The following is a 24,926-nucleotide window of genomic DNA, read 5'->3' as shown; positions in this document are numbered from 1 at the left end:
GGTTTATCACTACAATAACTAATGACTATCTGATGACAACAGATGACCGTTAAGAATAACCTCTACTGACTCTGTCGCTGTTCTAATACAGGCTTTAACACGTTCCAGACCGTATTGGCCACGATTTTATGACCCGCTGGCGTGGGGTGAATCCCGTCGGGTTGGTTCAGCTTCGGGATTCCGCCAACTCCTTCCAGGAGAAAGGGAATAAATACGGCTTTGTTTTTGTCAGCTAACTCTTTGAACAGCTCCCGAAACTCCTTTGTATACGTAGTACCGAGGTTCGGCGGGATTTGCATACCCGCTAGCACAATCGTAGCCTCCGGACTTTTCCGACGAACTGTGTCCATAATGGCTTGCAGATTTTCGCGAGTCGCCTTGAGGGGTAGGCCCCGTAAGCCATCGTTACCCCCCAGCTCAAGCACAAACACAGCCACCGGCTGCCGCATCACCCAGCTAATACGGCTCTTTCCTCCAGCCGTTGTTTCGCCACTGAGCCCAGCATTCACAACCTGATAATGGAGTCCGGCGGAATCAATTTTCTGGCCAACTAATGCCGGAAACGCCTGCGCCGGTTCTACGCCGTAACCCGCCGTGAGACTATTGCCATAAAACAAAACAAGCTGCTTCTTGCCCGTTGCAGCCGAGCGAGACTCGGTTGTCGATGCCTTGCTATCCGTCGTGGTTGATTTCGATTCGGTTTTTGAGTCAGATGAGCCGCAGCCCCAGACCGTTAAGAGCAGCATGAGGCCGCTTATCACGGAATACGACGTTTGCGTTAGTGTTGAGAACTTCATTGTTTTTGTGTCGGTTACGCTAAGAGTACCTGAGTGTTAACAGGCCGAGTTAGGCTGGTTTATCTCGTTACGTCTCACCCTAACAGTTTAAACCGGCTTATTTGTTTAGTACGCGGCTGCGAATTAACAGACCGTACTCCGAAAACCGCATACCATCCTTGAAACATGAGCATTTTGCGCGTCGAAAATTTAACCAAGACCTACTCAAGTGGGGGCCGCGATCTGACGGTCTTACATAGTGTTAACTTCACCCTCGAACCCGGCGATACGTTTTCCATAGTTGGCCCATCCGGCAGTGGTAAAACCACTCTGCTCGGTTTATGTGCTGGTCTGGACCGGGCCTCTTCTGGCAGCGTATATCTGAACGATATTCGGTTAGATACGCTCAATGAAGACCAGCGGGCCGCCATCCGAAATCAGTTTGTCGGCTTTATCTTCCAGAATTTTCAGTTGCTGCCCACGCTGACTGCTCTCGAAAACGTAATGGTGCCGCTGGAATTACGTGGCGAAAAAGGGGCTCAGAAAACAGCGCAGGGATTACTGGAACGGGTTGGCTTAGGTCAGCGCGGGCACCACTACCCTACCCAATTATCAGGTGGAGAGCAGCAGCGTGTTTCGCTCGCCCGGGCCTTTGCGAATCGGCCTAAACTTTTGTTTGCCGATGAACCCACCGGTAACCTGGATGCTGACACCAGCGCAACCGTTGTAGACTTACTCTTTGAGCTTAACCGGGAAGCTGGCACAACGCTCGTTCTGGTTACTCACGATTTAGAGTTAGCCTCTCGCACACAGCGTGTGATACGTATCAAAGGCGGCACCGTTATCTCCGATTCTAAGCCAGACGCTGTAGAAATTCCATCCAGAATTTAATCGTTTCTTGTATGGACGCTCCACAGTTTCAATCTATACTACAGCACCGCCCCGGTTTCGGTTGGCTTTTTAAAATGGCCTGGCGCGACAGTCGCCGGAGCCGCCAGCGACTACTGTTGTTTATGTCCGCCATTGTGCTGGGCATAGCGGCTCTGGTTGCGATCAACTCTTTTGGCGACAACCTCGCCCGAAGCATCGACGATCAGGCCCGTGAGTTGCTCGGCGCTGATTTAACCCTGTCTTGGAATCGTCTACCCTCGCGAAAAACACAGCAGTTGCTCAAAACCATCGGCCGCGACCAAGCCTATGAAGTATCGTTTGCGTCGCTGGTTTCCATTCCTAAGAACGGGGGTGTCCGGCTGGCGCAGGTGAAAGGGCTGGAAGGCCGGTTTCCATACTACGGTACGTGGGAAGTACAGCCTGTCTCGGCAATCAATACCTTCAGACAAGCCAACAGTCGCGTCGCTTTGGTTGACGATGCCTTGCTCGTTCAACTGAATGCCCAGCCCGGCGATTCGGTTCGAGTGGGGAATCTGTCTTTCCTGATTGCGGGACGCGTGACCAAAACACCCGGCCAGGCAGCCATTGCAGCAACGGTTGCCCCTACGGTATTTATTCCGAACCAGTACTTATCGAGCACGGGCCTTCTGCAACGAGGTAGCCGGGTTGCCTATAAATATTATTACCAGTTCGCACCCGGTACCGACGTAGAGAAGTATGTTAAAACAATCAGCGGTCGGTTAGACAAAGACGGCGTCAGCTACGACACGGTAGCCGAACGTAAGCGCCAGACCGGCCGCTCCTTCGGTGATCTGACCAAATATTTGAGTCTGGTCGCTTTTGTAGCCCTGTTGCTCGGCTGTGTGGGTGTGGCCAGCGCCGTGCAGTTGTACGTCAAAGAGAAAGTGGCTTCGGTAGCCATTCTGCGAACGCTGGGCGCAAGCGGCCGTCAGGCACTTTTGATTTACTTAATCCAGACCGCCCTGATGGGGTTGATTGGCGCGGTGATCGGTGCCCTGATCGGGTCGGCGGTGCAACTGGTGCTGCCTAAGATATTCGGCAATTTCTTACCCGTTGCGGTCGAAACAAACTTGTCAGGCCAGGCGATTTTAAGTGGTATTGGTACGGGCTTACTAATTTCGGTGCTGTTCGCGTTGCTGCCCTTACTGGCCATACGGAACGTATCACCGCTACGTACTCTTCGCAGTTCGTATGAAGCGGACCTAAGTGGCCGCGACCCGTACCGGTGGCTGGTCTATCTGCTCGTCATCGGCTTTATCGTTGGCTTCTCCTACATACAAACGCAAAGCTGGCAGTTAGCGCTTGGCTTCACAGGGGGGCTAGCGCTTGCGTTCGGTATTCTAACCGCTCTGGGCCTGGGACTTATCTGGCTGGTCCGTCGGTTCTTCCCGGCTTCGTGGAGTTACGTCTGGCGGCAAAGTCTGGCCAACCTGTACCGGCCAAACAACCAGACGCTCATTCTGGTCACGTCCATTGGCCTCGGCGCTTTCCTGATTGCTACGTTATACCTCACGCAAGGATTACTGCTCGGCCGGGTCGAACTGTCGGCGAGTGGTAATCAGCCCAACATGGTCTTGTTCGATATTCAGAATGAACAGCTTGGCGGGGTACGTTCATTGGTAAAGCAACAGAAGCTGCCGATTTTGCAGGAAGTACCGGTTGTGACGATGCGACTGTCGGACATCAATGGGCGCACCTCCGAAACAATCCGGAAAGACACCTCGCAGAAGGTGCCGAACTGGGTCTTTACGCGAGAGTACCGCATTACGTACCGCGATTCGCTGATCTCTTCCGAGAAGCTAGCCTCGGGCAAAGCGCCTTATCAGGCCGACGGCAACATTTACGTCTCCATTGAGAAAGGCTTCCTCGACCGAATGCACTTGAAACTGGGCGATACATTGAACTTCAACGTGCAGGGTGCGCCCATACCCGTCATTGTGGGTGGTACTCGGGAAGTTGACTGGAACCGCGTGCAGACCAACTTCCTGGTCGTTTTTCCGTCGGGTGTGCTGGAGCAGGCTCCGCAGTTTCACGTATTGATGACTAAAGTCTCCAGCAACCAGGCTTCGGCGGTATTGCAACGGGGGTTAGTCAGCCGTTTCCCGAACGTATCAGCCATTGACCTCGGCCTGATTTTGAAAACGGTCGACGAGATTCTTGATCAGATCTCGTTTGTGATCCGGTTTATGGCTTTATTCAGCATTCTGACGGGTTTGCTTGTACTCGCTAGCTCGGTGATCATCAGCAAATACCAGCGGCTGCGCGAAAGCGTTCTGTTACGTACTCTGGGGGCCAGTCGAAATCAGATTTTACGGATCACCGCACTGGAGTACGGTCTGCTCGGTCTGCTCGCGGCCTTGTCGGGCATTCTGCTCTCGATCGCCGGGACCTGGGGATTAGCGAGGTTCGTCTTTGAAGTACCTTACCGGCCTGATCTGGTTCCGCTGGTCGTTATTTCGGCGGTTGTAACAGCGCTTACGATCCTAATCGGCGTATTTAACAGCCGCGAAGTGTTAGTACGTCCACCGCTCGATGTATTACGTAGCGAGGGGTAGGCACTTGTTTTTCGTTACACTAGCATTTGCTGACGCACGGCCTGCCACGGCGTACTGTGCGTCAGCTTTTTTGTAGATTTATAAAGCCATAAATTACCCTCTGACGAACGCCCAAACTAGTCAAGACAAGCAATATCGAAGAGGCTTTTAATCAGATTGGATACTAGGTACCTCCTATCTAATGAACAAGATTACTTACCTTCCAGCACTTTATATCGCCCTCTTGATAGGCTATTTATCAGGCAAAAAGAATACGTTTAATCTGGTAAATAGTGAAACTTACGACATTGCGTTCGATACACTGACCCTGTTTGATAAAGCGAGAAATCGGCAGATCCCGGTCGCGTTTTATTCGCCAAAAACAGACAAGAAACTAGCAAATCAGCGCGTCGTCATTTTCAGCCACGGGTACGGACAAAACAAAGGTGGTGACTACGTAGCGTATTCGTATCTAACCAAATATTTGGCGTCGAAAGGGTATTTTGTGGCAAGTGTTCAGCATGAACTACCCACCGATAGCTTAATGCCTTCTACGGGTATTCCACAGGTTGTCAGACGACCGTTTTGGGACCGAGGAACTGACAACATTCTGTTTGTGATCAACGAATTGAAAAAGTCGAAACCCAACTTAGATTTCAGGCACATTACGTTGATAGGCCACTCGAACGGAGGAGATATGACCGCTCTGTTTCCGCAAAAGTATCCCAATGTGGTCGACAAAATCATTACATTGGACAACCGGCGCATGGCGTTACCCAGAACGAAAGTCCCTAAAGTACTCTCTCTCCGTTCCAGCGATCAGCCCGCCGATGAAGGTGTATTGCCAACCACCAACGAACAGAAGCAGTATGGCATAACCATCATTAAGCTTCCTGATACGATCCACAACGACATGGACAACCACGCGAGCGCTGCGCAACGGAAAGAGATTAACGACTATGTACTGGCCTTTCTGGAAAAGTAGCGATCAAGTTGCTTAGCTAACATGACTGCACCTTCTGCTAACACTAGTAAGTTTGTGGAGCGGGATGCTCCAACATACGGAACGGTGGTTACTGTAAAAACCCAACAGCCGATAACGCCTTTAACCACTGCTTATCGTCTGATAATTGTCGTGTTTTTTAGTCTGACCCTGTCGGCGGTCGGTTCGCGAACGGCCTTGGGACAAAAAGCTGGGCAACTGACTATCAAGGTACTGGACGAAGCAAACGCTAAATCAACGCCCGTTCGGGTTCGGCTCACGCAAAATAGACGTCCGGTTAAGCACATACCCGCTGAGGCTGTGGCCGTCATGTACGGCTTGTGGGATCACGAAGATGGATATGCATTTCAGCCCGACAGCTCATTCTACGTTGCCGGACAGTTCCGGCTTTCGCTTCCGCCCGGTACGTATCAACTGGCCTTATCGAAGGGGAACGAATATTTAAAGCAGCAACATACACTGGTTGTTACAGCTGGCAAAGCGCTCCAGAGAACGTACCGAATGAAACGCTGGATCGACATGGCCGCCAAAGGCTGGTATTCAACCGATGGACATATCCATCTCCGGCGATCACCGCGCGAGAATCCGTACATCATGACGTGGTTAAAGGCCGAAGACGTTCACGTTGGTGCTTTATTACGTATGGGCGACTTCTGGGAAACGTATTACCCGCAGTACGCATACGGCCAGAAGGGTACCTACCAGGAGGACGATTACCTGCTCACCAGCGGACAGGAAGATCCCAGAACATCGGAATTGGGACACGTTTTTGCGCTGGGAGCGGCCGAGCGCGTTCGCAAGCGGGATCGGTATTACTTCTTTGATGAGATCTTCGACAAAGTGCATCAGTTGGGTGGTTTAACTGGCTACGCGCACCAGGCCGAGACGTTTCATGGCTACCGGGGTCTGACACTCGACGGGCTTCGGGGCAAAGTTAATGCGTTCGAGCTGCTTCAATTCTGCGTCGACGGCAATCCGTTACACACCGAACATTATTATCACTTCCTGGATCTGGGTTTTCCGCTTACCGCTACAGCCGGCTCTGATTTTCCGTGGTGCGGGCAGGATCATGGTCACGGTCCGCCCGAACGGACCGCGCAGATCGGCAACGCCAGGTTTTACGCTTATATCGGTACTGATAAGGCATTTAGCTACTCGGCCTGGCGTTCGGCTATTCAGGCGGGTCATACGTTTGTTTCCAGCGGTCCAGCACTCGATTTACAAGTAAACAAGGCCATACCTGGCGATATAGTCGACCTGAAACGGGGCAGTGCGGTCAACATTACCGTGCATGCATACGGTAATGCTCAACAGGTGCCGCTCGATACCCTTGAACTGGTGAGTCACGGGCAGGTTATTGGCCGAGTGACGGCTAAAGAAGCTAATCAGTCAGCTGATCATCTATCGCTACGTTTAACGCTTCCGTCGGTTGAGCAGGGTCGGTGGATTGCCGCCCGCTGTTCGGCAGGCCCTACGCAAGCGGCTCACACTACGCCTGTTTATGTTACTGTAGACGGAGGCAGTTTTTATAATCCCAAAACCGCCAGCCACTATCTAGACCTCAGCGAACAATACCTTCGGGAGATTGAGCAGGTTATCGAACAACCTGGTACCAACGTTGAACAGCAGGCCTGGCGCTACAAAGAAGGACTCAAAAGCCGCATTGCGGAGACCCGCCGGGTTATTAACGAGCTGCGAACCAAGTTACGTTAACCCGTGATTTTCCGGCACTGTGTACGCAGAACTACGCATTTTCAAAAAGCCGTGAATCCGCGTTAAAACCTTGCTGAAACAGAGGAGAACTTTGCGCCACCAAAACACTCTTAATCGATCCTCTTTTTTATCATGGAAAAAGCATTCTGGTTTAACTCCTGGGAGTTAGAAGGCCATCACACCAGTTTTCATCGCAAAGATATCCACCCGTACGTGCTCAAGCATTTACCACCTTTCGAGCTGGAAGGTAAGTCTGTACTGGTTCCGCTCTGTGGAAAAACCATTGATATGCTTTATTTCAGCCATTTTGCGCAACGGGTTATTGGCGTCGAATTTGTTGAGAAAGCAGTCATTCAATTTTTTGAAGAAAATGGGTTAGCTTATACCCAACGGGGCCGCCGGTTTGTATCAGGTAATATCACCATTCTATGCTGCGATTTATTTGCGCTTACGCCCGAAGATATTGGGCACATCGATATTGTTTATGACCGGGCGTCGCTAGTAGCCTTACCCTATCCGATGCGTCTACGGTATCTGCAAACGCTCGAACGCTTAACGCCGGTCGGTACGTTAACCTTTTTGAACACACTCGAATACGCGCCAACGCTGGACTCTCCTCCGTTCAGCATAACGCCTGAAGAAGTAAGCAGTTACTTTCCGAACTATGTCATTGATCATATCGAGAGCCCAACCCTGCCGAATCATGGAATGGTACGTAAGTTCAAGCTGTCGTATCTGATCGAACACGGTTTCATCATGCGGAAGCTGTATGATTCACCCGTACGTATCGGCAAAAACGAACTGGCCGAAGTCGCGTAACCGAGCGCACCACCTCCTGCAAACAGCCAACAACAGCAATTAATGAACATTTACCGATGCCTGGTGCTGAAGCCAGGCATCATCCATTTTATTACTTCCACTGCGTAACGTCGATCACATTGGGGCAGAAGTCGTACTCGTCCGGTACGTTCGAGCCGATGAGCAGCAGTTGATTGGGCGTAAGCTGGCGAACCTGCTCGTGGTACCAGGCTGCTCCCTGCCGATCGAGGTTGGAGGTGGGCTCATCGAGGATAACAACCGGCACATCGGAAAAGAACGCCAGGCCAAGCTTAACGCGCTGCTTCATACCCGACGAAAAATACTTGATCTCCTTATGGCGGGCGTGGCTTAGTAATAATCGATCGGCAACTGCCTGTGAGGTTAGCCCTGCTTTAAACGGCTTGAATGTCTGGTGAAACGTCAGCAGTTCATCCAGCGTTAGCTCTTCGACCAGTTCGAGATAGGGAGCGGCCATACTGATCTGCCGAAACCAATCGTCCGGCTCAAGGGGTTGCCCATTCAGTGTATACGTAAGGCTTCCTTCGGTAACGGGCAGGTTTCCGGCCAGCAATTGTAGTAAGGTCGATTTACCGCTCCCGTTCGGTCCGACAAAGGTGTAGCTCGTTCCGGCGGTGAGTGTTACGTTCACGCGCCGAAAAATCCACTCTTTGCGGTATTTCTTACCCAATTGCTCGGCAACTAGTTTCATAACTGAATCATACAAAATGAATAATGGATAATGGCCTCGGTCGGGCGCCATTATCCATTATTCATGCAGGCCACCAGGGCGTATGGTACGTAACGTTTAATCGCGCTCTCCATTTGAGGAAGGTCCCCGCATAATGCCCCGCTCGGAAGCCCGGATGAAATTCACGATTTCATCGCGTTCGTCGGATGGCGGTAGCTCCAGTTCAATCTGCGTGAGGGCATCGGCATTATTCAGCCCGCGCATATAGATATAGCGGTAAATCTCCTGAATGTGGTTGATTCGATCGCTGTCGTATCCCCGTCGACGCAAACCAATAGAGTTGATACCGGTGTAGGAAAGCGGTTCACGGGCGGCTTTCGTATAAGGTGGAACGTCCTTGCGAACCAGCGACCCACCCGAAATCATGGCGTGCGCACCGATGCGGGTAAACTGAAGCACCGAGCTTGACCCACCGATGATCGCCCAGTCGCCCATGTGAACGTGCCCCGCCATCTGCACATTGTTGGTAATAATGCAGTGATTACCAATGCGGCAGTCGTGGGCAATGTGGGCATAGGCCATGATGAGGCAGTCGGTGCCAATTTCCGTTTTCCAGTGCTCTTCGGTACCCCGGCTGATGGTGGCATACTCGCGGATGGTGGTGTTATCACCGATAAACGTCCGCGTATATTCATCCTTAAATTTTAAATCCTGGGGAGTTGATGAAATAACGGCACCTGGATAAATCTTAACATTCCGCCCGATCCGAGCCCCCTCGTTGATGACTGCGTGTGAGCCAATCCACGTTCCTTCAGCAATCTCAACGTCTTTGTGGATGATGGCAAATGGCTCAATCACCACGTTCTGCGCAATTTTCGCTTCGGGGTGAATATAGGCTAATGGTTGAATCATTACGTTCTTGTCATTGATGGTCATTCGTCGTCCTGATCGTCATCGATTGCGGTACCACCGACCAACCAAATGACCAGAAGGTCAAGGAATGCCTATTTCTTTTTTACCAGACTGGCAATCATGTCGGCTTCGCACACTAGCTGATTCCCGACGTATCCCCGGCCCTGCATCTTAACGATGCCACGCTTCATTGGCGACGTGAACTCACACCGGAATATTACGGTATCTCCGGGCAAAACGTTGCGTCGGAACCGACAGTTCTCAATGCCGATCAGGTAAGGCCAGTAATTTTCCGGATCAGGAACGGTACTCAGCACCAGAATTCCACCCGTTTGCGCCATTGCTTCGAGCTGCATAACCCCCGGCATAACCGGGTTCCCCGGAAAGTGCCCCGGGAAGAATGGCTCGTTCATCGTTACGTTCTTGATGCCCACTACGCTGTTCTCGTCCAGGGCGATGATTTTGTCGATCATCTGGAACGGGTAGCGGTGTGGCAGCAGATTGGCAATCTGGTTGATGTCGAGTACGGGCGGCTGCTTGGGATCGTACTGCGGAACCTGATTAGCTGCGTTCTTCTGAATGAGCTTCTTGATTTTTTTGGCAAACGCTACGTTAGCCGCATGCCCCGGCCGGGCCGCCAGGATCTGGGCTTTGATGGGTCGCCCGATCAGGGCTAGGTCGCCAACCATGTCCAGCAGTTTATGCCGAGCCATCTCGTTAGGATAGTGCAGCTGAATGTTGTTCAGGATGCCTTCCTGCTTGTTTACGCTTACTTTCGGCTTATTCAGCAAATCCGCCAGATAATCCAGTTCGCCGTCGTTAACCTCCCGGTCAACAATCACGATGGCGTTGGTCAGATCGCCCCCTTTGATCAGATTCTGCTTGTAAAGCGCTTCCAGCTCGTGTAAAAACACGAACGTCCGGCAATTGGCGATCTGCTCCGGAAACTGCGTGATGTCGTTCAGGTAAGCGTGCTGGCTGCTAATCACCCGCGAGTTGTAATCGACCATCACCGTCAGCCGATAATCGTTCAGCGGCAAAGCGGCCAGCTCGATGTCTTTCTCAGGATTCCGATAATGAACGTACTCACTCACCTCGAAATAGTTGCGGGTAGCGTTCTGCTCTTCAACACCGGCGTCGCGTAGGGCCTCAATAAACTGAATCGACGACCCATCCATAATGGGCGGCTCAGGACCATCCAGCTGGATCAGAACATTGTCTAACTGCAGGCCGACCAGGGCCGCCAGCGTATGCTCGACGGTGTGAATACGTGCTCCGCTCTGCTCGATGGTAGTACCCCGCGACAGGTCTACGACATTGTCTACATCAGCATCTACAATCGGCTGACCGGGCAAATCAACACGTTGGAACTTGTACCCGTGATTCGTTGGTGCGGGCAGAAACGTCATGGTTGCCGAGACGCCCGTGTGCAACCCCACTCCCGACACGGAGACAGCCTTCTGAATCGTCTGTTGTTTCGTAGTCATAATAAACAAGTTAGCGAGTGGTAAGCATGCATTACGTACAGCGATACAAACTTATCCGTTCCTAACTCTTCTCGTTTTTCTTTTCAAGGTCAAAAACACGCCGTTCCAGCTCCGGCAAGCGCCGAAACACGGCTAATGAGCGCATACTTTCTTTCAGGCCAAATGCCGGAGAACTGTTGATGGCTGTGCCTTCTTCAGTAACATTTTTTCCGACGCCCGACTGGGCACCAACTTTAGTTCCGTTGGCAATGGTCAGGTGACCGGCGAAACCTACCTGACCGGCAATAACGCAGTTCTCACCAATTTTTGTGGACCCCGAAATACCCGTCTGTGCGGCAATTACTGTATTCTTTCCGATCTCAACATTGTGAGCGATCTGGATCAGGTTATCTAGTTTCGCGCCCTCCCGAATAATGGTCGACCCCATCGTCGCGCAGTCAATCGTCGTACCGGCTCCAACATTGACGAAGTCTTCCAGAATCACGTTGCCCAACTGCGGAATGGTCTTGTAACTCCCATCCGGTTGCGGAGCAAACCCAAAGCCTTCGCTGCCAATCACTGCATTCGGATGAATGACGCAATATTGACCAATCAGGCAGTTGTCCAGAAGGCGGGCCCCCGCGTGGATAATGGTATTGTCGCCGATCTGCACGTTATTACCGACATAGGCATGAGGGTAGATTTTGACGTTACGCCCGATCTTACAATTCCGGCCAACGTACGAAAAAGCACCCCGATACACCTGTTCGCCACATTCGCTACCATCGCCGAGGTAAGCTGGCTGCTCAACCCCTACCCGCGAAAAGTTCAGCTGTTTATGGTACTCTTCGAGCAGACGCGTGAAGGCTGAGTAGGAATTTTCAACAAAGATTAACGCAGAAGATACCGGCTTTTTAGGCTGAAACGACCGGTCGACAATCACCGCAGACGCTTGTGTAGTATACAAATGCGGTTCATATTTGAGGTTCGACAAAAACGAAATATCGCCTGGTTGCCCTTCCTCTATTTTGGCTAATTTAGTGATTGCCAGTGTATCATTTCCGGCTACCTCGCCCCCCAGCAGTGTGGCAATCTGCTTGACTGTAAACTCCATATACGTATGACGGCCGTCGCAAAACACCCGATAATGGCGAGCGATTGGGCCGCTAAGGTAGCTAACAAATTGCACTTTTCCGCAATTCGCCCCGGAACTCAGCGAACTGCAGGGTAAGAGGTCTGTGTGCTCGAAATGAGCTATTCATACGTTGCTTACTGCACCACTGCGTTAAATTCCAACCCTTTTGCCCAACAGACGTAATAGCGACGTACAATATTGGTTAGCACCTGAATATTCGACAAATCAGACGCATCGGCAATGTCAATGACCTTACCGGATTTTAGCTTGATATTTATTCGCTCCTGCGACGGCAGATACGCTGCGTTCGTAGCCTGGCCTTCCACCAAAAAGTAGGATAAACTCTCGTCTGAAACGCCCATTCGGCGGAGCTGATCTTCCAGTTCATCCACCAGTTCAGCCGCAAACGGCTCGGTCGATAAGATAATCTTGAACAGGTTGCGATCGAGAAGCATCCGGCAAAGCGTGGACAGGATCACATCCGGGTGTAAGGCCCATTGCTTTATGCACGACCAGATGTCGTAATCGTCCAGTTGGGTAAATGCGTTCAGGTACGTTCGGTTCGTCCGAAAATCGGCCAACGTAACACTTTCCCGCAGAAACAGCATGAATGCATCCGGCGCGTAAATAGGAGCCGAGTAAGCCGACTCGCTGAACAGGGAGTCGCCCTGACGAACCAGAAATCGCGCCCGACGTAACATCTGGACCAGCATCGACTCACAGCAGATCGACGTTTTGTGCAGATACACTTGCCAGTACATCAGCCGACGAGCGTTCAGAAAATTTTCAACGCTCAAGATCCCTTTGGCTTCCACCACCAGTTGATCGTCGACCAGATCCAGCATTTTAATAATCCGTTCAGCTCCAATCGCCCCCTCGGCCACCCCGGTATAGTATCCGTCCCGATTCAGGTAATCCATGCGATCCATATCCAACTGGCTCGAAATAAGCTGGTGAAAAAACGGCCGTTCGTAGGTTCCTTCAAACATCTGGATGGCCATCGTTAGGCGTCCGCCGAACTGCTGATTTAACTCGTGCATCAGCAGCAACGATATGGCTTCGTGCGGGACGTTATCGAGTAGGCAACATTCTAATACGTGCGAAAACGGACCATGTCCAACGTCATGTAGCAGAATAGCCACCTGAGCGGCTTCGCATTCCTCGTCGGAAATAAAGTGGCCTTTCCCCCGGAGCGTGTGGGTAGCCTCGCCCATCAGGTGCATAGCGCCCAGTGCGTGATGAAACCGCGTATGCAAAGCGCCCGGGTAGACGTATTCCGACAAGCCAAGTTGTTTAATGCGCCGTAGCCGCTGGAAATACGGATGTTCGACCAGATCAAATAAAAGATCCGACGGAATCGTAATGAAGCCGTAGACCGGATCATTCAGAATTTTTTTCTTGTTGGGCGTTGGCATGTAAAGCGCTGCCAGACAGGTTTGCAACTGGCCGTCATACGAAATAACCAGAATTCGGAGCGAAAATCCTGTTCCGTCTCTATTTTGGTCTAAATATTTTCGTAAATTTGCGTTGCTGAAACTGAGCAATCAATCGGCGATGGGCTTGTAACTCAGTTGGTTAGAGTGCCTGACTCATAATCAGTAAGTCCCAGGTTCGAGTCCTGGCTGGCCCACATACAAAACAAAATAAACCCTTGCAAATTAGGAACTTGCAAGGGTTTTTAATTTTTCTGTTGACGGGTTTGTTGACGGGCTATCAGAACTTCATCTAAAGTTGTCCTGAAAGTACTCCTCAAAACTTTTGGGTGACCTTCCTTTAACCACATCATAGGCCCGTTCTAACTTCAACGCCTTCTTCATTTTCGGGGTTGGCTTACCGCGATAATGTTTTTTGGCGTATCGCTTATAAACTTCTTCGTAAACACCATCTAATTTGAGTTCAGGACCAAACGTCTTATCTAACCAACGGTAATACTTAGAGTAGGTCTGGCTTTCATACAGCGTTCCTTTGAGGGCTTTACGTGAAGCGAAATACCTACCAGCCTTGTAAAGCGTTCGGCAACGTTCGCCCGTTAGTGGGCAAACAAAGTACCATACTTGACCCTTGCCTAAGTTGCTCGGAACTTGTACTAATCCAATCCGGTAACTCATTGGGTGTTTATCAACCTTATAGTCTAATTGAACGTAGTTACCTGGCCATAAGCTGCTGAGGTTAACAGCAATATTAATTGCTGCCCGTTTGTTACCGTTACGGGACCATGTTAAAGCAGCTGAACACCAACCGATCATATAACCATGTCGTTTCAGATCTGCTAAGCTGAATTTTAACAAGTCGTTGTAATTGTCTCGAAAGGTCGGCATTCTCCCCATTGTACACAGATAGTTATTGTACAATATAAACCTAAATTCTTAGAGAAGACAGGGTTTTAATCTTCATTGTCGGCTTTTGCAAGTAATCCTTTCAAACTGTCAACGTGCCAAAATCGAACGCTGTTGCTTTCAAATTCGGCAAAGTGAGCCTTACCGCAATCTATTTTGAGTTTCTCAATTTCCCGTAGTAGTTGGGTGTCCAATGTTGATTTGGTTTCGGCAACGAAGTAGATACGCTGGCTACCTTCAAACAGCACGGCCCAATCAGGAACATAGTTACCTATGGGTGTTGGAATCTTAAAACCCCTGGGTAGTTTGAAATAGAATTTTACGTTGTCGTCGGCTTCACATTCACGGGCAAATTTGCTTTCAACGTCGCTATCAATGGGTACATAGTTGAATAGTGTTTTCTGCTCTTTGCTGACTTTGAATAGGTTGCTGAGGTACGTTTCTATCTCTTCATCCTGAAACAGTTGCATAGCGTATTCCTGCCCCTGTATCCGTTCATATTTAATGCCGTTGACCATTAGTCGGTTTAACGTTCGCTGAATACAGGATACCACGTTATCCAAGAATTGCTGAGGATTGTTCGTGATCTCTGCTAATCGCTCTGAGCCTTTTAGTATCTCAAAAATGGTTTGCCGAGTTAAATCAACTTTGCTTTGAATATAAGCGTAAACGTCGGGTATTGGCTGAGCCGTTGGGCGGGTCTTATTCTGCCGACGGCCTACTAACTGAGCCGTTACCCCCCTACCCTCTTCCATATCCAGCAAGGCCGTTTCAGAAACTATTTGCGGCTTTACCGTTGGCGGCATTTTGCGGACCTCTTCAATTGCCCGTTTGGTTAGTTCGGCGGTGTCGTAAGATACCCGGTAACGAGTCCGGTTTTTAATCTTATCCCACAACTCAAAAAATTCCGGGTAGTTGTCCGGTATCAATTGTTTGCTGAACTTGATTTGGGCTTTTTCGTTGGCATCCCTGATCTTGCCTTTAAACGATTCGCCCGTATCCTCTTCAATTTCTTTTTGCAGAGTATTAGCAAAGTCCTGGTACGTTTCGTTTGCTATGACGGTTAAAACGTTAATCGTCTTATCCTGAATCCTTACGCCTTCACTGTCTACGCACAGCCGCAAACCCCGGCCTATTTCCTGCCGCTTTTTGAGTTCAGACCGGCTTTCGTTCAAGGTGCAAATCTGAAATACGTTTGGATTATCCCAACCTTCCCGTAAGGCACTATGCGAAAAGATAAAGCGTAACGGCTCCTCATTGCTTAACAGCCGCTCCTTATCCTTCATTATCAGGTTGTACGTTTCATCGTCGGCTTTGGTGGCTCCGTTGGTATCCTTTGCCCGGCCTTTGTCGGTCGAAAAGTAGCCGTTATGTATGTCGGCTACGTTAAACGGAATAATGCCCTGGTTAATTGGGCGGGCGGCTATCTCCGTATAGAGTTCCTCAAACCATTGGGCAAACTTACCGGGTAGCACATTGCCCCCGGCATCATACCCCCGGTAGTTAGCTACCCGGTCAATGAAGAACAGAGAGAGTACTTTGATTCCTTTCTTTGATAACCGGCGTTCCTTCTCGAAATGTCGTTCGATGGTTCGCTTTACCATGAACTTCAGTACATCGTCATTCAGCCCCCCCTGCGACTGGCCAACGTTCAGAACAAGCCCGTTAGAAAACTCTAAGCAGTCCTCAGCGGCATTGATACTGTTAATAATAAAGCCGTCTTGATACATAGCCCGGCCATTGGACAGGGCGAACAAATCAGATCCTACCTCAGCCGTTAGGGTTTTAGTTTTAACGCCCGTAGCCTCGTTAACGTAGATTGTCAGTTTGGCGCGAATGTTACGCTTTGCCGCCTGTATGCTTTCCAACTGAATAAAGGCCGCATTATAATCACGCTCAGCCTGTATGCCGTCTATTTCAATCTGTTTAACTAAGCCCAACTCATAAGCCTTTACCGGCGAAAGCCGGTAAACCAGATTGTAATAATTCTTGTGTGTGGCTGAGTACCGTAAGGTTTTCAGCGGGTTTAGATCGGTTATCGCTTTTGCCCGAACCGCTGTTTCCATGTTTTGCGGTTCATCAATAATGACAATTGGGTTTGTACTGGTAACGTATTCGATTGGCCGAACGCCCGTTTCCCTCAACTGATTGATAACGTTATCGTCACGGGTAAAGCTGTCAATATTCAGTACCAGAATTTGCAGACTGTTGGCCGTTGCAAAACTCCGTAGTGCTGAGAGTTTCTTGCTATCATATACGGAGTAATCCAAAGCCGGATTATTATACAGGTTTTGAAAATGCTGTTGGGTGATAGTTAGGTTTTTTAGCGTTCCCTCTCGTATGGCTACACTCGGAACGACAATAACAAACTTTTTGAATCCGTACCGTTGATTAAGTTCGTAGATGGTGCGTAAGTAGGTGTAGGTTTTGCCGGTTCCGGTTTCCATTTCAACCGTGAAGTTCCGCCCGTGCCAGTCGGTTCCGTTGGCCAGTTGGTTGCTGTCCTGAACCGTTTTCAGGTTGATTCGTAATTGATCGTCTGTTAAAATCAGGTTGTTGGCTACTCCGTTCTGAGTAAGGACTAAGCCACTCCCAAAGTCGGAAAATGTTACTTCAAAGTCGCTTTGGTGCAAGGGTTGGCCCTGAAACAGACTGACAACGGAGTTAATAGCCGTTTGCTGGTAATGCTGATTGCTGTCAAACTGTAATTTCATCTGGCCGTTGAATTTAGGGAACCGTTGATGGTTGTCTACACATCTTGTCCACCACATATTCAATAAAATGGCGGACAAGACACGTAGTCCGTTTTTGGTGGTGGTCAACGTAGACTATTTAATTCGTGTTATGGCTAACAGATCTTCATAGTAATATATCGTTGACCTACGACCAGACCCTACTTCCAGAATCCGTAAAACATCGGCTTCAGTCAACGCTTTCAGAAGCCTTCTGATGCTGGTCTCTGGTATATTTGTTTGCTCTAAAAAATCCGTACTCGAAAAGATTGGCCGGTTAAATAAAAAGTCAAGAATTTGAATAGCAAACTGTGAGCGCGTCACCTCAACAACTTTGATCTTCATTGTGTCATAGAGTTGCAAAATAGCTTTAGCCTTGTCGCGGTTCTTCTCAGACTGTACAATCAAAGCGTTCAAGAAGAACTCAATCCATCCGCCCCAATCGTTGTGTTCAGTAATAGCTAAAAGCTGGTCATAGTATGTTTTTCGATCACTCTCAAAATACGCACTGATATAAAACATCGGGCTTGATAGCACTTCCTTGTAAAACAAAAAGAGTGGAATCAGTAGCCGACCAATTCGCCCATTACCATCTAAGAAAGGGTGTATTATCTCAAATTGAGCATGGACAATAGCTAACTGAACAAGCGCGTCCAAATCGTTAAAATGTAGATACAACTCAAAATTATTGAGTGCTTTTTGCATCTCGTCCGGCGCGGGTGGCACATAACGGGCCGTATTAATTGTTGACCCCGGCTTACCAATCCAGTTCTGAATACGTCGAAATTCGCCGGGGTCTCGATGTTGGCCCCGAACGCTACTCAACAGTAGCTTGTGCATTTCACGGATTAGCCGTAACGATAGCGGAAAATCGTCCTCGGTCAACCGTTTGTTAGCGTGTTGAAGCGTTCGTCTATAATTGACGACTTCCCGAATATCTTCTACGTTGTCAACCTTTATATGAGGGTCGGCATCATAGCGTAGCACCTCCTCTAAAGTCGCCTGTGTCCCTTCAATCTGAGACGACAAAACCGCTTCCTGTGTGGTTAAGGGCGAAAGAAGAATATCGGTATTGGGTATGCTCTGTAAAATCCCGTCGTAACGGGCTAATGCAGCGTTTGCCTTACCGATGAGCGTAACAAAGCGGCCCCAGTTCAATTCTGGTAAGGGCAATTCGTCAGGAACAGTAGCGGTTGGCATACGTTTTCAGATTATAGCAAATTCAATACCGGCTTCCCGTAATTGTAAGCGGGTATTACTCAGTAGTTCATTATCCTGGTTGAATAGTTTATCTAACGTAATGAGCCGCTGAGGTTGCCGGGCGGTTAAGGCTTCAATAAGTTCACGGCTAACACCGTCTAACGCCATGTATGTAGTACCGTTGTTAACCCGGTACACCGGAACACCGGCCAAATCTTCCCGTTTAACAGGAACAGTAAGCGAATACCCGGCCTTTAAGAGTAGTTCAGTAAACAGGGCCTCGGTCTGATAATCGTCCGTTAGGGGGTACTGGAAAATGTCTAACTGTTCCAAAATATCAGCCGGGCTGGATAGGTCTGAACGCCATACTTTAAAATGAGTTTGGGTTAGTTTATAAGCCTGGAACCCTAACGGCTCAGATTCCTGAAATTGTAATTGGCCGTTCTGTTTTTGGGTTTGCTTCTCAATGACTTTACGGATTCTTGCCCGGCTTATGTCAGCAATTGTTTTGTACCCAATTTTATAGGCATCATTACCCGAGTCTAACAGTTCAGGCAGTTGAATACATAGAAAGGTACGATTGCCCCCGTCTTCTTTATTTAGATCAATAACGGCCTGTGCAGTGCTGGCCGAACCGGCGAAAAAGTCTAGAATAATATCGTTTTCCTCAGCTTCCGAACCAAGCTGAATAATCTTTTTAATTAGTTTGGTCGGTTTAGGCGTATCAAAAGCTGATTCGGCTTCGGGGAATAACTTCTGAAACTCTTTCTTTGCTTCGTCATTGTGTCCGGCTTCCTGATAAGTCCACCACGTTTGAGCAATGATGTTTGGCACCTCACTCAAAAAGCGTTTGTAGGCTGGTACCTTGTTATCTTTATTGACTCCCCACCAAACCCTGTTTTCATTGACGTTCCGTTCATGCTTTTCCCGGCTATATCGCCATACAGCTGTTTTGCTCGGCCAAATTTCTTCATTGGTGTATGGCTGAGTTACTGGATAATAAAGGTTAGGCCTTTGTTCGGCCGTCTTATTGCAAGTATAATCGCCCGTCTTCCAAGCTCCTCGTTCGTCGTCATCAGGATTCTTATACGCTTTATTTTGTTCGTCGCTTCGTTCGAGTCGGTTAACGGTTGGTAATATCTTACCTAAGTCGTTAGTCTTTCGGTTTTTGGCATACACTAAAACAAAATCATGCGTAGGGGAAAAGTCGATGGTATCGTTCGACGGTGCATAGCGTTTTTGCCAACAAATACAGGCGATAAAGTTTTCAAGTCCAAAGACTTCATCCAACAGGATTTTGAGATTATCTTTCTCATTGTCATCAATCGACACAAATATTACGCCGTTATCTTTTAACAAGTTTCGGGCAAGAAATAGTCTGGGAAATATCATTGACAACCAAACGCTATGGAACTGGCCGCTTTCCTTCGTGTTCTTTTTCCATAAGTCCTGCTTGTTCAAAAAGCCCGCTTCGTTCGTAATGCCAGAACGTTTCCGGTAGGCATCCTGCCGTTCAATATAATCGTCAGGATAAACAAAACTATCATTACCCGTATTATACGGCGGGTCGATATAAATCATTTTCACCTTACCGTAATAGCTCTTTTGCAGAACGCGCAGGACTTCCAGGTTTTCGCCCTCAATAAAGATATTATCCGACGTATCGAAATTGATACTGTTGGCCCGGTCGGGTGTAAGAGTTGCGGTTGTCTGTTTCTGAATTTCGCGGTAAGCGTCATACTTACCGGCCCACGTCAGGCCGTAGCGTTCCTGAGTAGGGGGGGCAATCTGTTCGCCCAAAATGGTTTTTAGGGCTTCAAAGTCAATCTGATCTTCTCGAAACACTTCAGGTAAAAGTTGCCGTAGCTGGCTGAGTCGGTCCTGGGCAATGTTGAGCGAAAGGCCGTCCATAGATGGGTTTTGGGCAAAAATGGGCCGCAAGTTACACTGTTACGACCTAAATCTTTAGAGAAGAAAGGCAGAAACCGGGCCGCTTCTACCTATTTATAGAATGAGCAACCCGGTTTGCATGAACTTAGTAAATCTTACTTAAAACGTAATGTTCTGACCGTCTGGCAACTGATAAACTACAACGGTAGCCGGTTGGGGTTGGTTATGTATGGCGGGCTGGTATTTGGTATGCAGTTGCAGAATTTTCCAAAGCGCGTCTAACACGTCGTAAAGTTCTATCTCCGTATGAAATGTTTCAACCAACCCTTCTTTGGTGTGCCGGACGGTTCGACGTTGTTTTACCTTTTTCAACACGTGTAAATTTTCCTGAGCGTCGGGCGTACTGAGGTCTATACGAACTGATTTAGTTAGCGGGTCAACTACCAAAAAATCGGCAAACGTACCCCTTGCCAAAATACTAAGCCGGTAAGCGGCTTCTTGGGGTGTCATTACCGTTTGGGCTAATCGCTCTTCAATAGCAGCTGCAATGTTAAGTTTTGTTAAGTTCTGACGGCCAATAATACGGGCGTTGGTGTGGGCGTAACCCGCTACCCTGGCTGCTTTTGTTGCGTTCAGGCAATCACAAAACACCTCAACAAATTTGCGTTGGCGGGCGGTTAAGGTTTGGTTGGCGGGTGTCATTTGCGTGGTATTTTTCCGTAAGCAGAATCCATAATGGCACAATAAGCGGCTGTATCTCCTTTCAGTGCTTTAGCTACCAGAGCAATCGTTATGAGTTCTTCAAGGCTCAAAGTGGCTGTCTCCTTATTTAGTTGATTATCCGTTTTGGTTGTCACGCCTAAAATTTGCCGTATTTGTTTGGCCTTTCCCCGGCTTCCTTTGGGCCTTCCTTTGGGGTTGCCGCTCTGTCCTGTCTGAAAACGGGTTTTTATGCCGTCTTTATAAATATCGTTTCGCATTATTTTGAGAAATAACCTGTTTTTCACCTGTTATTCACCTGCATTTAAACTGCCAGCCTGAACGGTTCGCCGGTTTTAGGGTTGACTAAATCAAGCTGTTTAATTAGGTATTGCAAGACCGGGTTACGTTCATTCATTCGGTGCAAAGTCCGCTCGGTCATGCTTAAAGGCAAAGGGGTTACGGGTGTCCTAGCAGAGGGTGGCTCTTGCACAATGCTTTCTATCTTCGTTGAAGAGGTATCTTCTGTTGGCTCAACTGCAATGGTAAAGGGTTGATAATCCCAGAAGAGTGGGTAGCCAGCATCAGTCAACGCCCAACCCGCAATCGGGTCACGGTTGCGTATCAGGTAATCGGCCAGATCATAGCCTTTTCGCCGGTCATATTCAGTAGCCCGTTTTTCCAATATGTCCGACACCTTAATTTTTTCACCAATAACGGTCCGTAGTTCTTCGGCCTTTTGGCTCCATTTCTCAAAACCGTTCAGATCGGGAAACAGCGTGATAGATCGTCCGGCTATGGGTAGCAGCTTGTCGGTTGATAGGTTGCTCAAACTACCGCAAGCCAACCAAATATAGTTTGGTAAATAGGCCGTTGCTAGAATAGCCGTTTTTTCGCTTTCTACAATGGCTATCGGACGGTTATTGGGCTGGTTCCTCAACTGGTGCAACCCAAACAAACATTGGCTTAACTCAAATTCGGCCAACTGGCCTTGTTTGGTCAGAATGCTATGCACCCAATGAATATGATTGAAAGGCTGTTTAACCCGTTTCAACGTTAGCGAGTTATACAGCATAACCTTACCCGTCCGAATGTGGCCGCTCTTATCAACTTGCCAAAATACAGCTGCCCCTGGCCAGTGTTTAGACGTACCGATATAAAACCGGCTAATCAAATCGTTTGTGATTTCGGTATTGAACAGGCTATATAAGCCGCTGACAAATTCGTTTTGGTGGTACTGGTTCAGACTTTGCCGAAATAACTCAAACGGGATGTAAGACGGTTGCAGAACAGGGCGGGCGGGTTTAGGTGGCTGATAAACCGTTCGGTCCCCCGTACCTGTTTTATCATTCAGCCAAATTTTGTTATCCTCAAAGTATTGGCGGGGTGTGTAGTGGTATCCGCAATCAGATTCCCGATTACAGCGGCCTACATGGTCCGGTAATAGTTCGCCTGTTTCAGTATCCATATACCGGCTCAGTTGCTTTTGCTTCTCGCAAGCCGGGCAAGTGTACCGGGTGCTCATTCCTTTGTAGGGTTGCAGGGTATAGCGGTGCTGGTTCATTATCTGCTTAAAAAGACCCCGTTTCCAAGTGGAAACCGGAAACGGGGAAACTTAACCTTATGCGTTTAGCCATTTCCAAATAGTTCCTTTCTTCTTAGCATCGCCTAAAACCTCAGCCGCTATTTCAGGATAGTTTTTACCCTCATTGAATAGTTTCCGGGCCTTTTGTAGTTGTTCTGCTTTTGCCAAAAACTTATTAGTAGCCTGGCTTTGCTTTGGTTTGGGAAGCTGGTCATAAAGCCGTAAAACATGGCGTTTCAGCATTTTTACAATGAGCAGGGCGTTATCAAAATCCAAATCTGAACAGGTCAGCACGTCGGCAACTCCCCCTGTATCAAAGGCTCTGAGCGTCGTAAACAGCATAGCAATCCGAAAAGCAATCAGACCTAACCGATTTACGGAACCGTCTAAATCTTCACTGACAAACTCACGTATTTCGTCTTTCCATTGCTGAAAGAGTTGAATAAACCGGCCTTCCTGTTCGGGCGTTAGTTGAATAGTTAGCGGCTCAGCAAGACTTATTAGATGGTCGTATGTTTCGGCAAGTTGTTCGCCAATCTTCCCGAAGTGAACCGGGTAAACACTCTTACGCGAATCAAATACGTTTTTGAAATTCGGGTTCGGTGTCAGGTTGTAGAACAGGAACCGACTAAACAAACCGTTCTCAGCAGTTGGCATCAGGTTTAGTAGCTGGTCGAACGTACTGCTGAGGATAACCGACATTTCCGGGTTTTCAATCTCACAGTGTTCTTTGCCCGTCCGTCGGTAATAGGCTATTGATTCATGGTGAAACGCCTTCCGTAAACCGTCGCTGTAATTGCCGTAATCCTGCTTTACGGAATCGGCCAACGTATCTCCCTCAGTCTCAAAAATGATACCCCGGCCCTCATTGTTATTCAGCAATTCAAAGGCTCCGGTTCGGCTATTGTTAGCCGGAATAAACAGCAGTGTTAAAGGCGGTTGGTCGGGTTCGGTTGGCTCTTCAATCAAACCTTTCTTATCGGCCTGAAATGCTTTTAGGTCTTTTTTATACCGGGCAAGGTCGGCTTTGTACTCAATTAATGCTTGCTCATATTGCTCTTTTTTTCGTCGATGTACAACAGCCCCCAACAGGTAAGAAAGGCTTAAGGCTCCTTTGCCGGAACCGTACCGGGCTAAAACATAGCAATATAAGTTAGTACTATAAAACCGGGTATCATAGAAACCTCGGACGTTGGGCAACAGCCCACTAACAACGCCCAATGCACCCACCAAGAAAACTTCTTTCTCGATGCGGTCAGTAAGGATTGAACAACCATTTTTTAAGATGTCAGGTAGGTTATTAAAAATAGCCTGGGTGAAAAATTCGGTTTCCGGTGTTTCGGTTTCTGTTTGGAAACTACCGTTTTGCAAACCGTCCGAATTGTCGGGCGGGGTGGGGTCGGCTTCCTGTTGTAATTCCTCAATGGGAATAACCGTTTCGGGCTGGCTGGCTGTCCACGCGTCAAAGTTGAAAACGGGGCCAACATTGGGCGTACGTTTCAACGTCGTATATTTGCGCTGTGAAGCATCGTTTGTCATAGCGTTGCTCTGTTTGAGGTTCTTTTAGAAGCCGGGTTTGTGGGGACAAGCCCGGTTTTGTTTTAGGTACGGTCGGGTTCAGACCCGTTGGTACTTAATAGAGTTAATCTCAGTCAAAGCGGCTTCAACATCTTCAGGGCGGTATAGCACACGACGACCAACCCGATACCCGCGAATAATTCCGCGTCGGGTGTAATCGTCCAACGTAGGCAGACTAATATTTAATTGTTTGGCCGTTTTCTGGCGGGTAGATAAGTTCTCCGCGTTAACGGCTGAGGTTGGCGGGGCGGACGGGCGGTCCGTAAAGAAGTGCTCCAGTTCTTGCCGGAACAGTTGCCGAACTTCGGGAATTGATAGTTGGGTGAAAACAACGTTCTCCATTTGCTCAACGATTTATTGGGTTTTCGTTGAGACAAAGGTTTGCTTCGTTTTGGCTCGTGGGGGGGAGTTATGGAGTACTCTATATTTTGCTTATTACCTTTTATTCCTTTCTGATTTAGCTATTTCTATCTCATTATCAATCATTTTGACCGCTTCGTTAAGTTGCGCTCGAACGAAGTACGGTTTGATTATTTCTAAGTCCTCTATCAAACTTTTGTCATGTTTAAAGTTTGGTACCTGCTTAAACTTCTGATAAAGGTCAGAATTGTTAATCTTGTTAAATTCCTTGCCCGTCAGCAAATGAGCTACTTTAGCTGCTTGCGTAACGTCCATGCCTCTTCTTGGTTCAAGTCCGAAGATTTTTAGAGTATAGTAAATGAGTAAGACCGTCTGAGCGTTACTTAACCTGCTGAGCATACCGCTTCCGTCAGTTCCATTCGTTTCAGATTCAACAGGGGTAAAGTCAATCATTCTTATCTGTATAGAATTAATAGCTTCTTCTACATAATTTAGAACCTGTTTAAAAATGCTTGAGCATCCGGTTGATATTAGATAAATACACAAACGATTCGTGGGAACTAACGCCACATTCATAGTCTTTACTGA

General features: G+C 48.5%; 21 protein-coding genes and 1 tRNA gene. 6 read left to right on the top strand and 16 right to left on the bottom strand.

The features are described 5' to 3' along the window. Nucleotides 1-62 precede the first annotated feature (62 nt). Entirely contained in the window at nucleotides 63-797 is a 735-nt protein-coding gene (locus ACYVIY_RS23935) for an arylesterase (RefSeq protein WP_460979005.1), read from the bottom strand. Nucleotides 798-962: 165 nt separating this feature from the next. On the opposite strand from ACYVIY_RS23935, the gene ACYVIY_RS23930 reads away from it, so the two are divergent. The 5 genes from ACYVIY_RS23930 (at nucleotide 963) to ACYVIY_RS23910 (ending at nucleotide 7,757) form a co-directional block, all read left to right on the top strand. Then, entirely contained in the window at nucleotides 963-1,667 is a 705-nt protein-coding gene (locus tag ACYVIY_RS23930) for an ABC transporter ATP-binding protein (RefSeq protein ID WP_460979003.1), read from the top strand. A 74-nt stretch (nucleotides 1,668-1,741) separates the two neighbouring features. Further along, nucleotides 1,742-4,243 (top strand): ABC transporter permease, encoded by a 2,502-nt coding sequence (locus tag ACYVIY_RS23925; RefSeq protein ID WP_460979147.1) that lies wholly within the window; start codon nucleotides 1,742-1,744, stop codon nucleotides 4,241-4,243. A gap of 181 nt (nucleotides 4,244-4,424) precedes the next feature. Next, entirely contained in the window at nucleotides 4,425-5,207 is a 783-nt protein-coding gene (locus ACYVIY_RS23920; protein WP_460979002.1) for an alpha/beta hydrolase family protein, read from the top strand. Nucleotides 5,208-5,228: 21 nt separating this feature from the next. Continuing rightward, nucleotides 5,229-6,938 (top strand): CehA/McbA family metallohydrolase, encoded by a 1,710-nt coding sequence (locus ACYVIY_RS23915; protein ID WP_460979000.1) that lies wholly within the window; start codon nucleotides 5,229-5,231, stop codon nucleotides 6,936-6,938. Nucleotides 6,939-7,070: 132 nt separating this feature from the next. Further along, entirely contained in the window at nucleotides 7,071-7,757 is a 687-nt protein-coding gene (locus ACYVIY_RS23910) for a class I SAM-dependent methyltransferase (protein WP_460978998.1), read from the top strand. A gap of 91 nt (nucleotides 7,758-7,848) precedes the next feature. Here ACYVIY_RS23910 and ACYVIY_RS23905 read toward each other — a convergent pair whose 3' ends face one another. The 5 genes from ACYVIY_RS23905 to ACYVIY_RS23885 all read right to left on the bottom strand — a co-directional run bounded on the left by ACYVIY_RS23905 (nucleotide 7,849) and on the right by ACYVIY_RS23885 (nucleotide 13,373). Continuing rightward, on the bottom strand, nucleotides 7,849-8,466 hold the full coding sequence (locus tag ACYVIY_RS23905; protein WP_460978997.1) for an ABC transporter ATP-binding protein: 618 nt from the start codon (nucleotides 8,464-8,466) through the stop codon (nucleotides 7,849-7,851). A gap of 96 nt (nucleotides 8,467-8,562) precedes the next feature. Then, the gene (lpxA, locus tag ACYVIY_RS23900; RefSeq protein ID WP_460978996.1) at nucleotides 8,563-9,357 is read right to left on the bottom strand and encodes an acyl-ACP--UDP-N-acetylglucosamine O-acyltransferase; all 795 of its coding nucleotides are present in this window, start codon (nucleotides 9,355-9,357) and stop codon (nucleotides 8,563-8,565) included. Nucleotides 9,358-9,449: 92 nt separating this feature from the next. Continuing rightward, nucleotides 9,450-10,844 carry a bifunctional UDP-3-O-[3-hydroxymyristoyl] N-acetylglucosamine deacetylase/3-hydroxyacyl-ACP dehydratase gene (locus tag ACYVIY_RS23895; RefSeq protein WP_460978995.1) on the bottom strand — a complete coding sequence of 465 codons (1,395 nt, stop codon included), beginning with the start codon at nucleotides 10,842-10,844 and terminating at the stop codon, nucleotides 9,450-9,452. A 61-nt stretch (nucleotides 10,845-10,905) separates the two neighbouring features. Continuing rightward, the gene (gene lpxD, locus ACYVIY_RS23890; protein ID WP_460978993.1) at nucleotides 10,906-11,937 is read right to left on the bottom strand and encodes a UDP-3-O-(3-hydroxymyristoyl)glucosamine N-acyltransferase; all 1,032 of its coding nucleotides are present in this window, start codon (nucleotides 11,935-11,937) and stop codon (nucleotides 10,906-10,908) included. Nucleotides 11,938-12,092: 155 nt separating this feature from the next. After that, complete coding sequence (locus ACYVIY_RS23885; protein WP_460978991.1) at nucleotides 12,093-13,373, bottom strand: HD domain-containing protein; 1,281 nt, start codon at nucleotides 13,371-13,373, stop codon at nucleotides 12,093-12,095. A gap of 141 nt (nucleotides 13,374-13,514) precedes the next feature. Between ACYVIY_RS23885 and ACYVIY_RS23880 the strand changes: the two genes are divergently transcribed. After that, nucleotides 13,515-13,588, top strand: a tRNA-Ile gene (locus ACYVIY_RS23880). Between the two features lie 91 nt (nucleotides 13,589-13,679). Here ACYVIY_RS23880 and ACYVIY_RS23875 read toward each other — a convergent pair. The 10 genes from ACYVIY_RS23875 to ACYVIY_RS23830 form a co-directional block, all read right to left on the bottom strand. Beyond that, nucleotides 13,680-14,276 carry a hypothetical protein gene (locus tag ACYVIY_RS23875; RefSeq protein WP_460978990.1) on the bottom strand — a complete coding sequence of 199 codons (597 nt, stop codon included), beginning with the start codon at nucleotides 14,274-14,276 and terminating at the stop codon, nucleotides 13,680-13,682. Between the two features lie 65 nt (nucleotides 14,277-14,341). Continuing rightward, nucleotides 14,342-17,008 (bottom strand): restriction endonuclease, encoded by a 2,667-nt coding sequence (locus ACYVIY_RS23870; RefSeq protein ID WP_460978989.1) that lies wholly within the window; start codon nucleotides 17,006-17,008, stop codon nucleotides 14,342-14,344. 114 nt (nucleotides 17,009-17,122) lie between these two features. Continuing rightward, nucleotides 17,123-18,226, bottom strand: a complete 1,104-nt coding sequence (locus ACYVIY_RS23865; RefSeq protein WP_460978987.1) for a Fic family protein — start codon at nucleotides 18,224-18,226, stop codon at nucleotides 17,123-17,125. A 6-nt stretch (nucleotides 18,227-18,232) separates the two neighbouring features. After that, nucleotides 18,233-20,137 (bottom strand): site-specific DNA-methyltransferase, encoded by a 1,905-nt coding sequence (locus ACYVIY_RS23860; RefSeq protein WP_460978986.1) that lies wholly within the window; start codon nucleotides 20,135-20,137, stop codon nucleotides 18,233-18,235. A gap of 138 nt (nucleotides 20,138-20,275) precedes the next feature. After that, nucleotides 20,276-20,818, bottom strand: coding sequence for a terminase small subunit (locus ACYVIY_RS23855; RefSeq protein WP_460978985.1), 543 nt, complete (start codon nucleotides 20,816-20,818; stop codon nucleotides 20,276-20,278). Next, the gene (locus ACYVIY_RS23850) at nucleotides 20,815-21,096 is read right to left on the bottom strand and encodes a DUF5681 domain-containing protein (RefSeq protein ID WP_460978984.1); all 282 of its coding nucleotides are present in this window, start codon (nucleotides 21,094-21,096) and stop codon (nucleotides 20,815-20,817) included. Before ACYVIY_RS23850 ends, ACYVIY_RS23855 begins: the two co-directional genes overlap by 4 nt. A 44-nt stretch (nucleotides 21,097-21,140) precedes the next feature. Next, nucleotides 21,141-22,379, bottom strand: a complete 1,239-nt coding sequence (locus ACYVIY_RS23845; protein ID WP_460978983.1) for a DUF6371 domain-containing protein — start codon at nucleotides 22,377-22,379, stop codon at nucleotides 21,141-21,143. Between the two features lie 57 nt (nucleotides 22,380-22,436). After that, nucleotides 22,437-23,939, bottom strand: a complete 1,503-nt coding sequence (locus tag ACYVIY_RS23840) for a DUF3987 domain-containing protein (RefSeq protein ID WP_460978981.1) — start codon at nucleotides 23,937-23,939, stop codon at nucleotides 22,437-22,439. A 78-nt stretch (nucleotides 23,940-24,017) separates the two neighbouring features. Next, nucleotides 24,018-24,320 carry a helix-turn-helix domain-containing protein gene (locus ACYVIY_RS23835; protein ID WP_460978980.1) on the bottom strand — a complete coding sequence of 101 codons (303 nt, stop codon included), beginning with the start codon at nucleotides 24,318-24,320 and terminating at the stop codon, nucleotides 24,018-24,020. Between the two features lie 93 nt (nucleotides 24,321-24,413). Next, the coding region (locus ACYVIY_RS23830; RefSeq protein WP_460978979.1) for a hypothetical protein at nucleotides 24,414-24,926 on the bottom strand (513 nt) is incomplete at its 5' end.

This window comes from Spirosoma knui, from assembly GCF_054780635.1.
This window is presented reverse-complemented; position numbering and strand designations above follow the sequence as displayed.

Excerpts from the sequence above, each read along its gene's own strand:
- lpxA (WP_460978996.1), bottom strand. The coding sequence starts at position 9,357 with ATGATTCAACCATTAGCCTATATTCACCCCGAAGCGAAAATTGCGCAG.
- ACYVIY_RS23875 (WP_460978990.1), bottom strand. The coding sequence starts at position 14,276 with ATGCCGACCTTTCGAGACAATTACAACGACTTGTTAAAATTCAGCTTA.
- ACYVIY_RS23925 (WP_460979147.1), top strand. The coding sequence starts at position 1,742 with ATGGCCTGGCGCGACAGTCGCCGGAGCCGCCAGCGACTACTGTTGTTT.
- ACYVIY_RS23920 (WP_460979002.1), top strand. The coding sequence starts at position 4,425 with ATGAACAAGATTACTTACCTTCCAGCACTTTATATCGCCCTCTTGATA.
- ACYVIY_RS23850 (WP_460978984.1), bottom strand. The coding sequence starts at position 21,096 with ATGCGAAACGATATTTATAAAGACGGCATAAAAACCCGTTTTCAGACA.
- ACYVIY_RS23910 (WP_460978998.1), top strand. The coding sequence starts at position 7,071 with ATGGAAAAAGCATTCTGGTTTAACTCCTGGGAGTTAGAAGGCCATCAC.
- ACYVIY_RS23865 (WP_460978987.1), bottom strand. The coding sequence starts at position 18,226 with ATGCCAACCGCTACTGTTCCTGACGAATTGCCCTTACCAGAATTGAAC.
- ACYVIY_RS23840 (WP_460978981.1), bottom strand. The coding sequence starts at position 23,939 with ATGACAAACGATGCTTCACAGCGCAAATATACGACGTTGAAACGTACG.
- ACYVIY_RS23835 (WP_460978980.1), bottom strand. The coding sequence starts at position 24,320 with ATGGAGAACGTTGTTTTCACCCAACTATCAATTCCCGAAGTTCGGCAA.
- ACYVIY_RS23855 (WP_460978985.1), bottom strand. The coding sequence starts at position 20,818 with ATGACACCCGCCAACCAAACCTTAACCGCCCGCCAACGCAAATTTGTT.
- lpxD (WP_460978993.1), bottom strand. The coding sequence starts at position 11,937 with ATGGAGTTTACAGTCAAGCAGATTGCCACACTGCTGGGGGGCGAGGTA.
- ACYVIY_RS23895 (WP_460978995.1), bottom strand. The coding sequence starts at position 10,844 with ATGACTACGAAACAACAGACGATTCAGAAGGCTGTCTCCGTGTCGGGA.
- ACYVIY_RS23905 (WP_460978997.1), bottom strand. The coding sequence starts at position 8,466 with ATGAAACTAGTTGCCGAGCAATTGGGTAAGAAATACCGCAAAGAGTGG.
- ACYVIY_RS23845 (WP_460978983.1), bottom strand. The coding sequence starts at position 22,379 with ATGAACCAGCACCGCTATACCCTGCAACCCTACAAAGGAATGAGCACC.
- ACYVIY_RS23935 (WP_460979005.1), bottom strand. The coding sequence starts at position 797 with ATGAAGTTCTCAACACTAACGCAAACGTCGTATTCCGTGATAAGCGGC.
- ACYVIY_RS23930 (WP_460979003.1), top strand. The coding sequence starts at position 963 with ATGAGCATTTTGCGCGTCGAAAATTTAACCAAGACCTACTCAAGTGGG.
- ACYVIY_RS23870 (WP_460978989.1), bottom strand. The coding sequence starts at position 17,008 with ATGAAATTACAGTTTGACAGCAATCAGCATTACCAGCAAACGGCTATT.
- ACYVIY_RS23860 (WP_460978986.1), bottom strand. The coding sequence starts at position 20,137 with ATGGACGGCCTTTCGCTCAACATTGCCCAGGACCGACTCAGCCAGCTA.
- ACYVIY_RS23915 (WP_460979000.1), top strand. The coding sequence starts at position 5,229 with ATGACTGCACCTTCTGCTAACACTAGTAAGTTTGTGGAGCGGGATGCT.
- ACYVIY_RS23885 (WP_460978991.1), bottom strand. The coding sequence starts at position 13,373 with ATGCCAACGCCCAACAAGAAAAAAATTCTGAATGATCCGGTCTACGGC.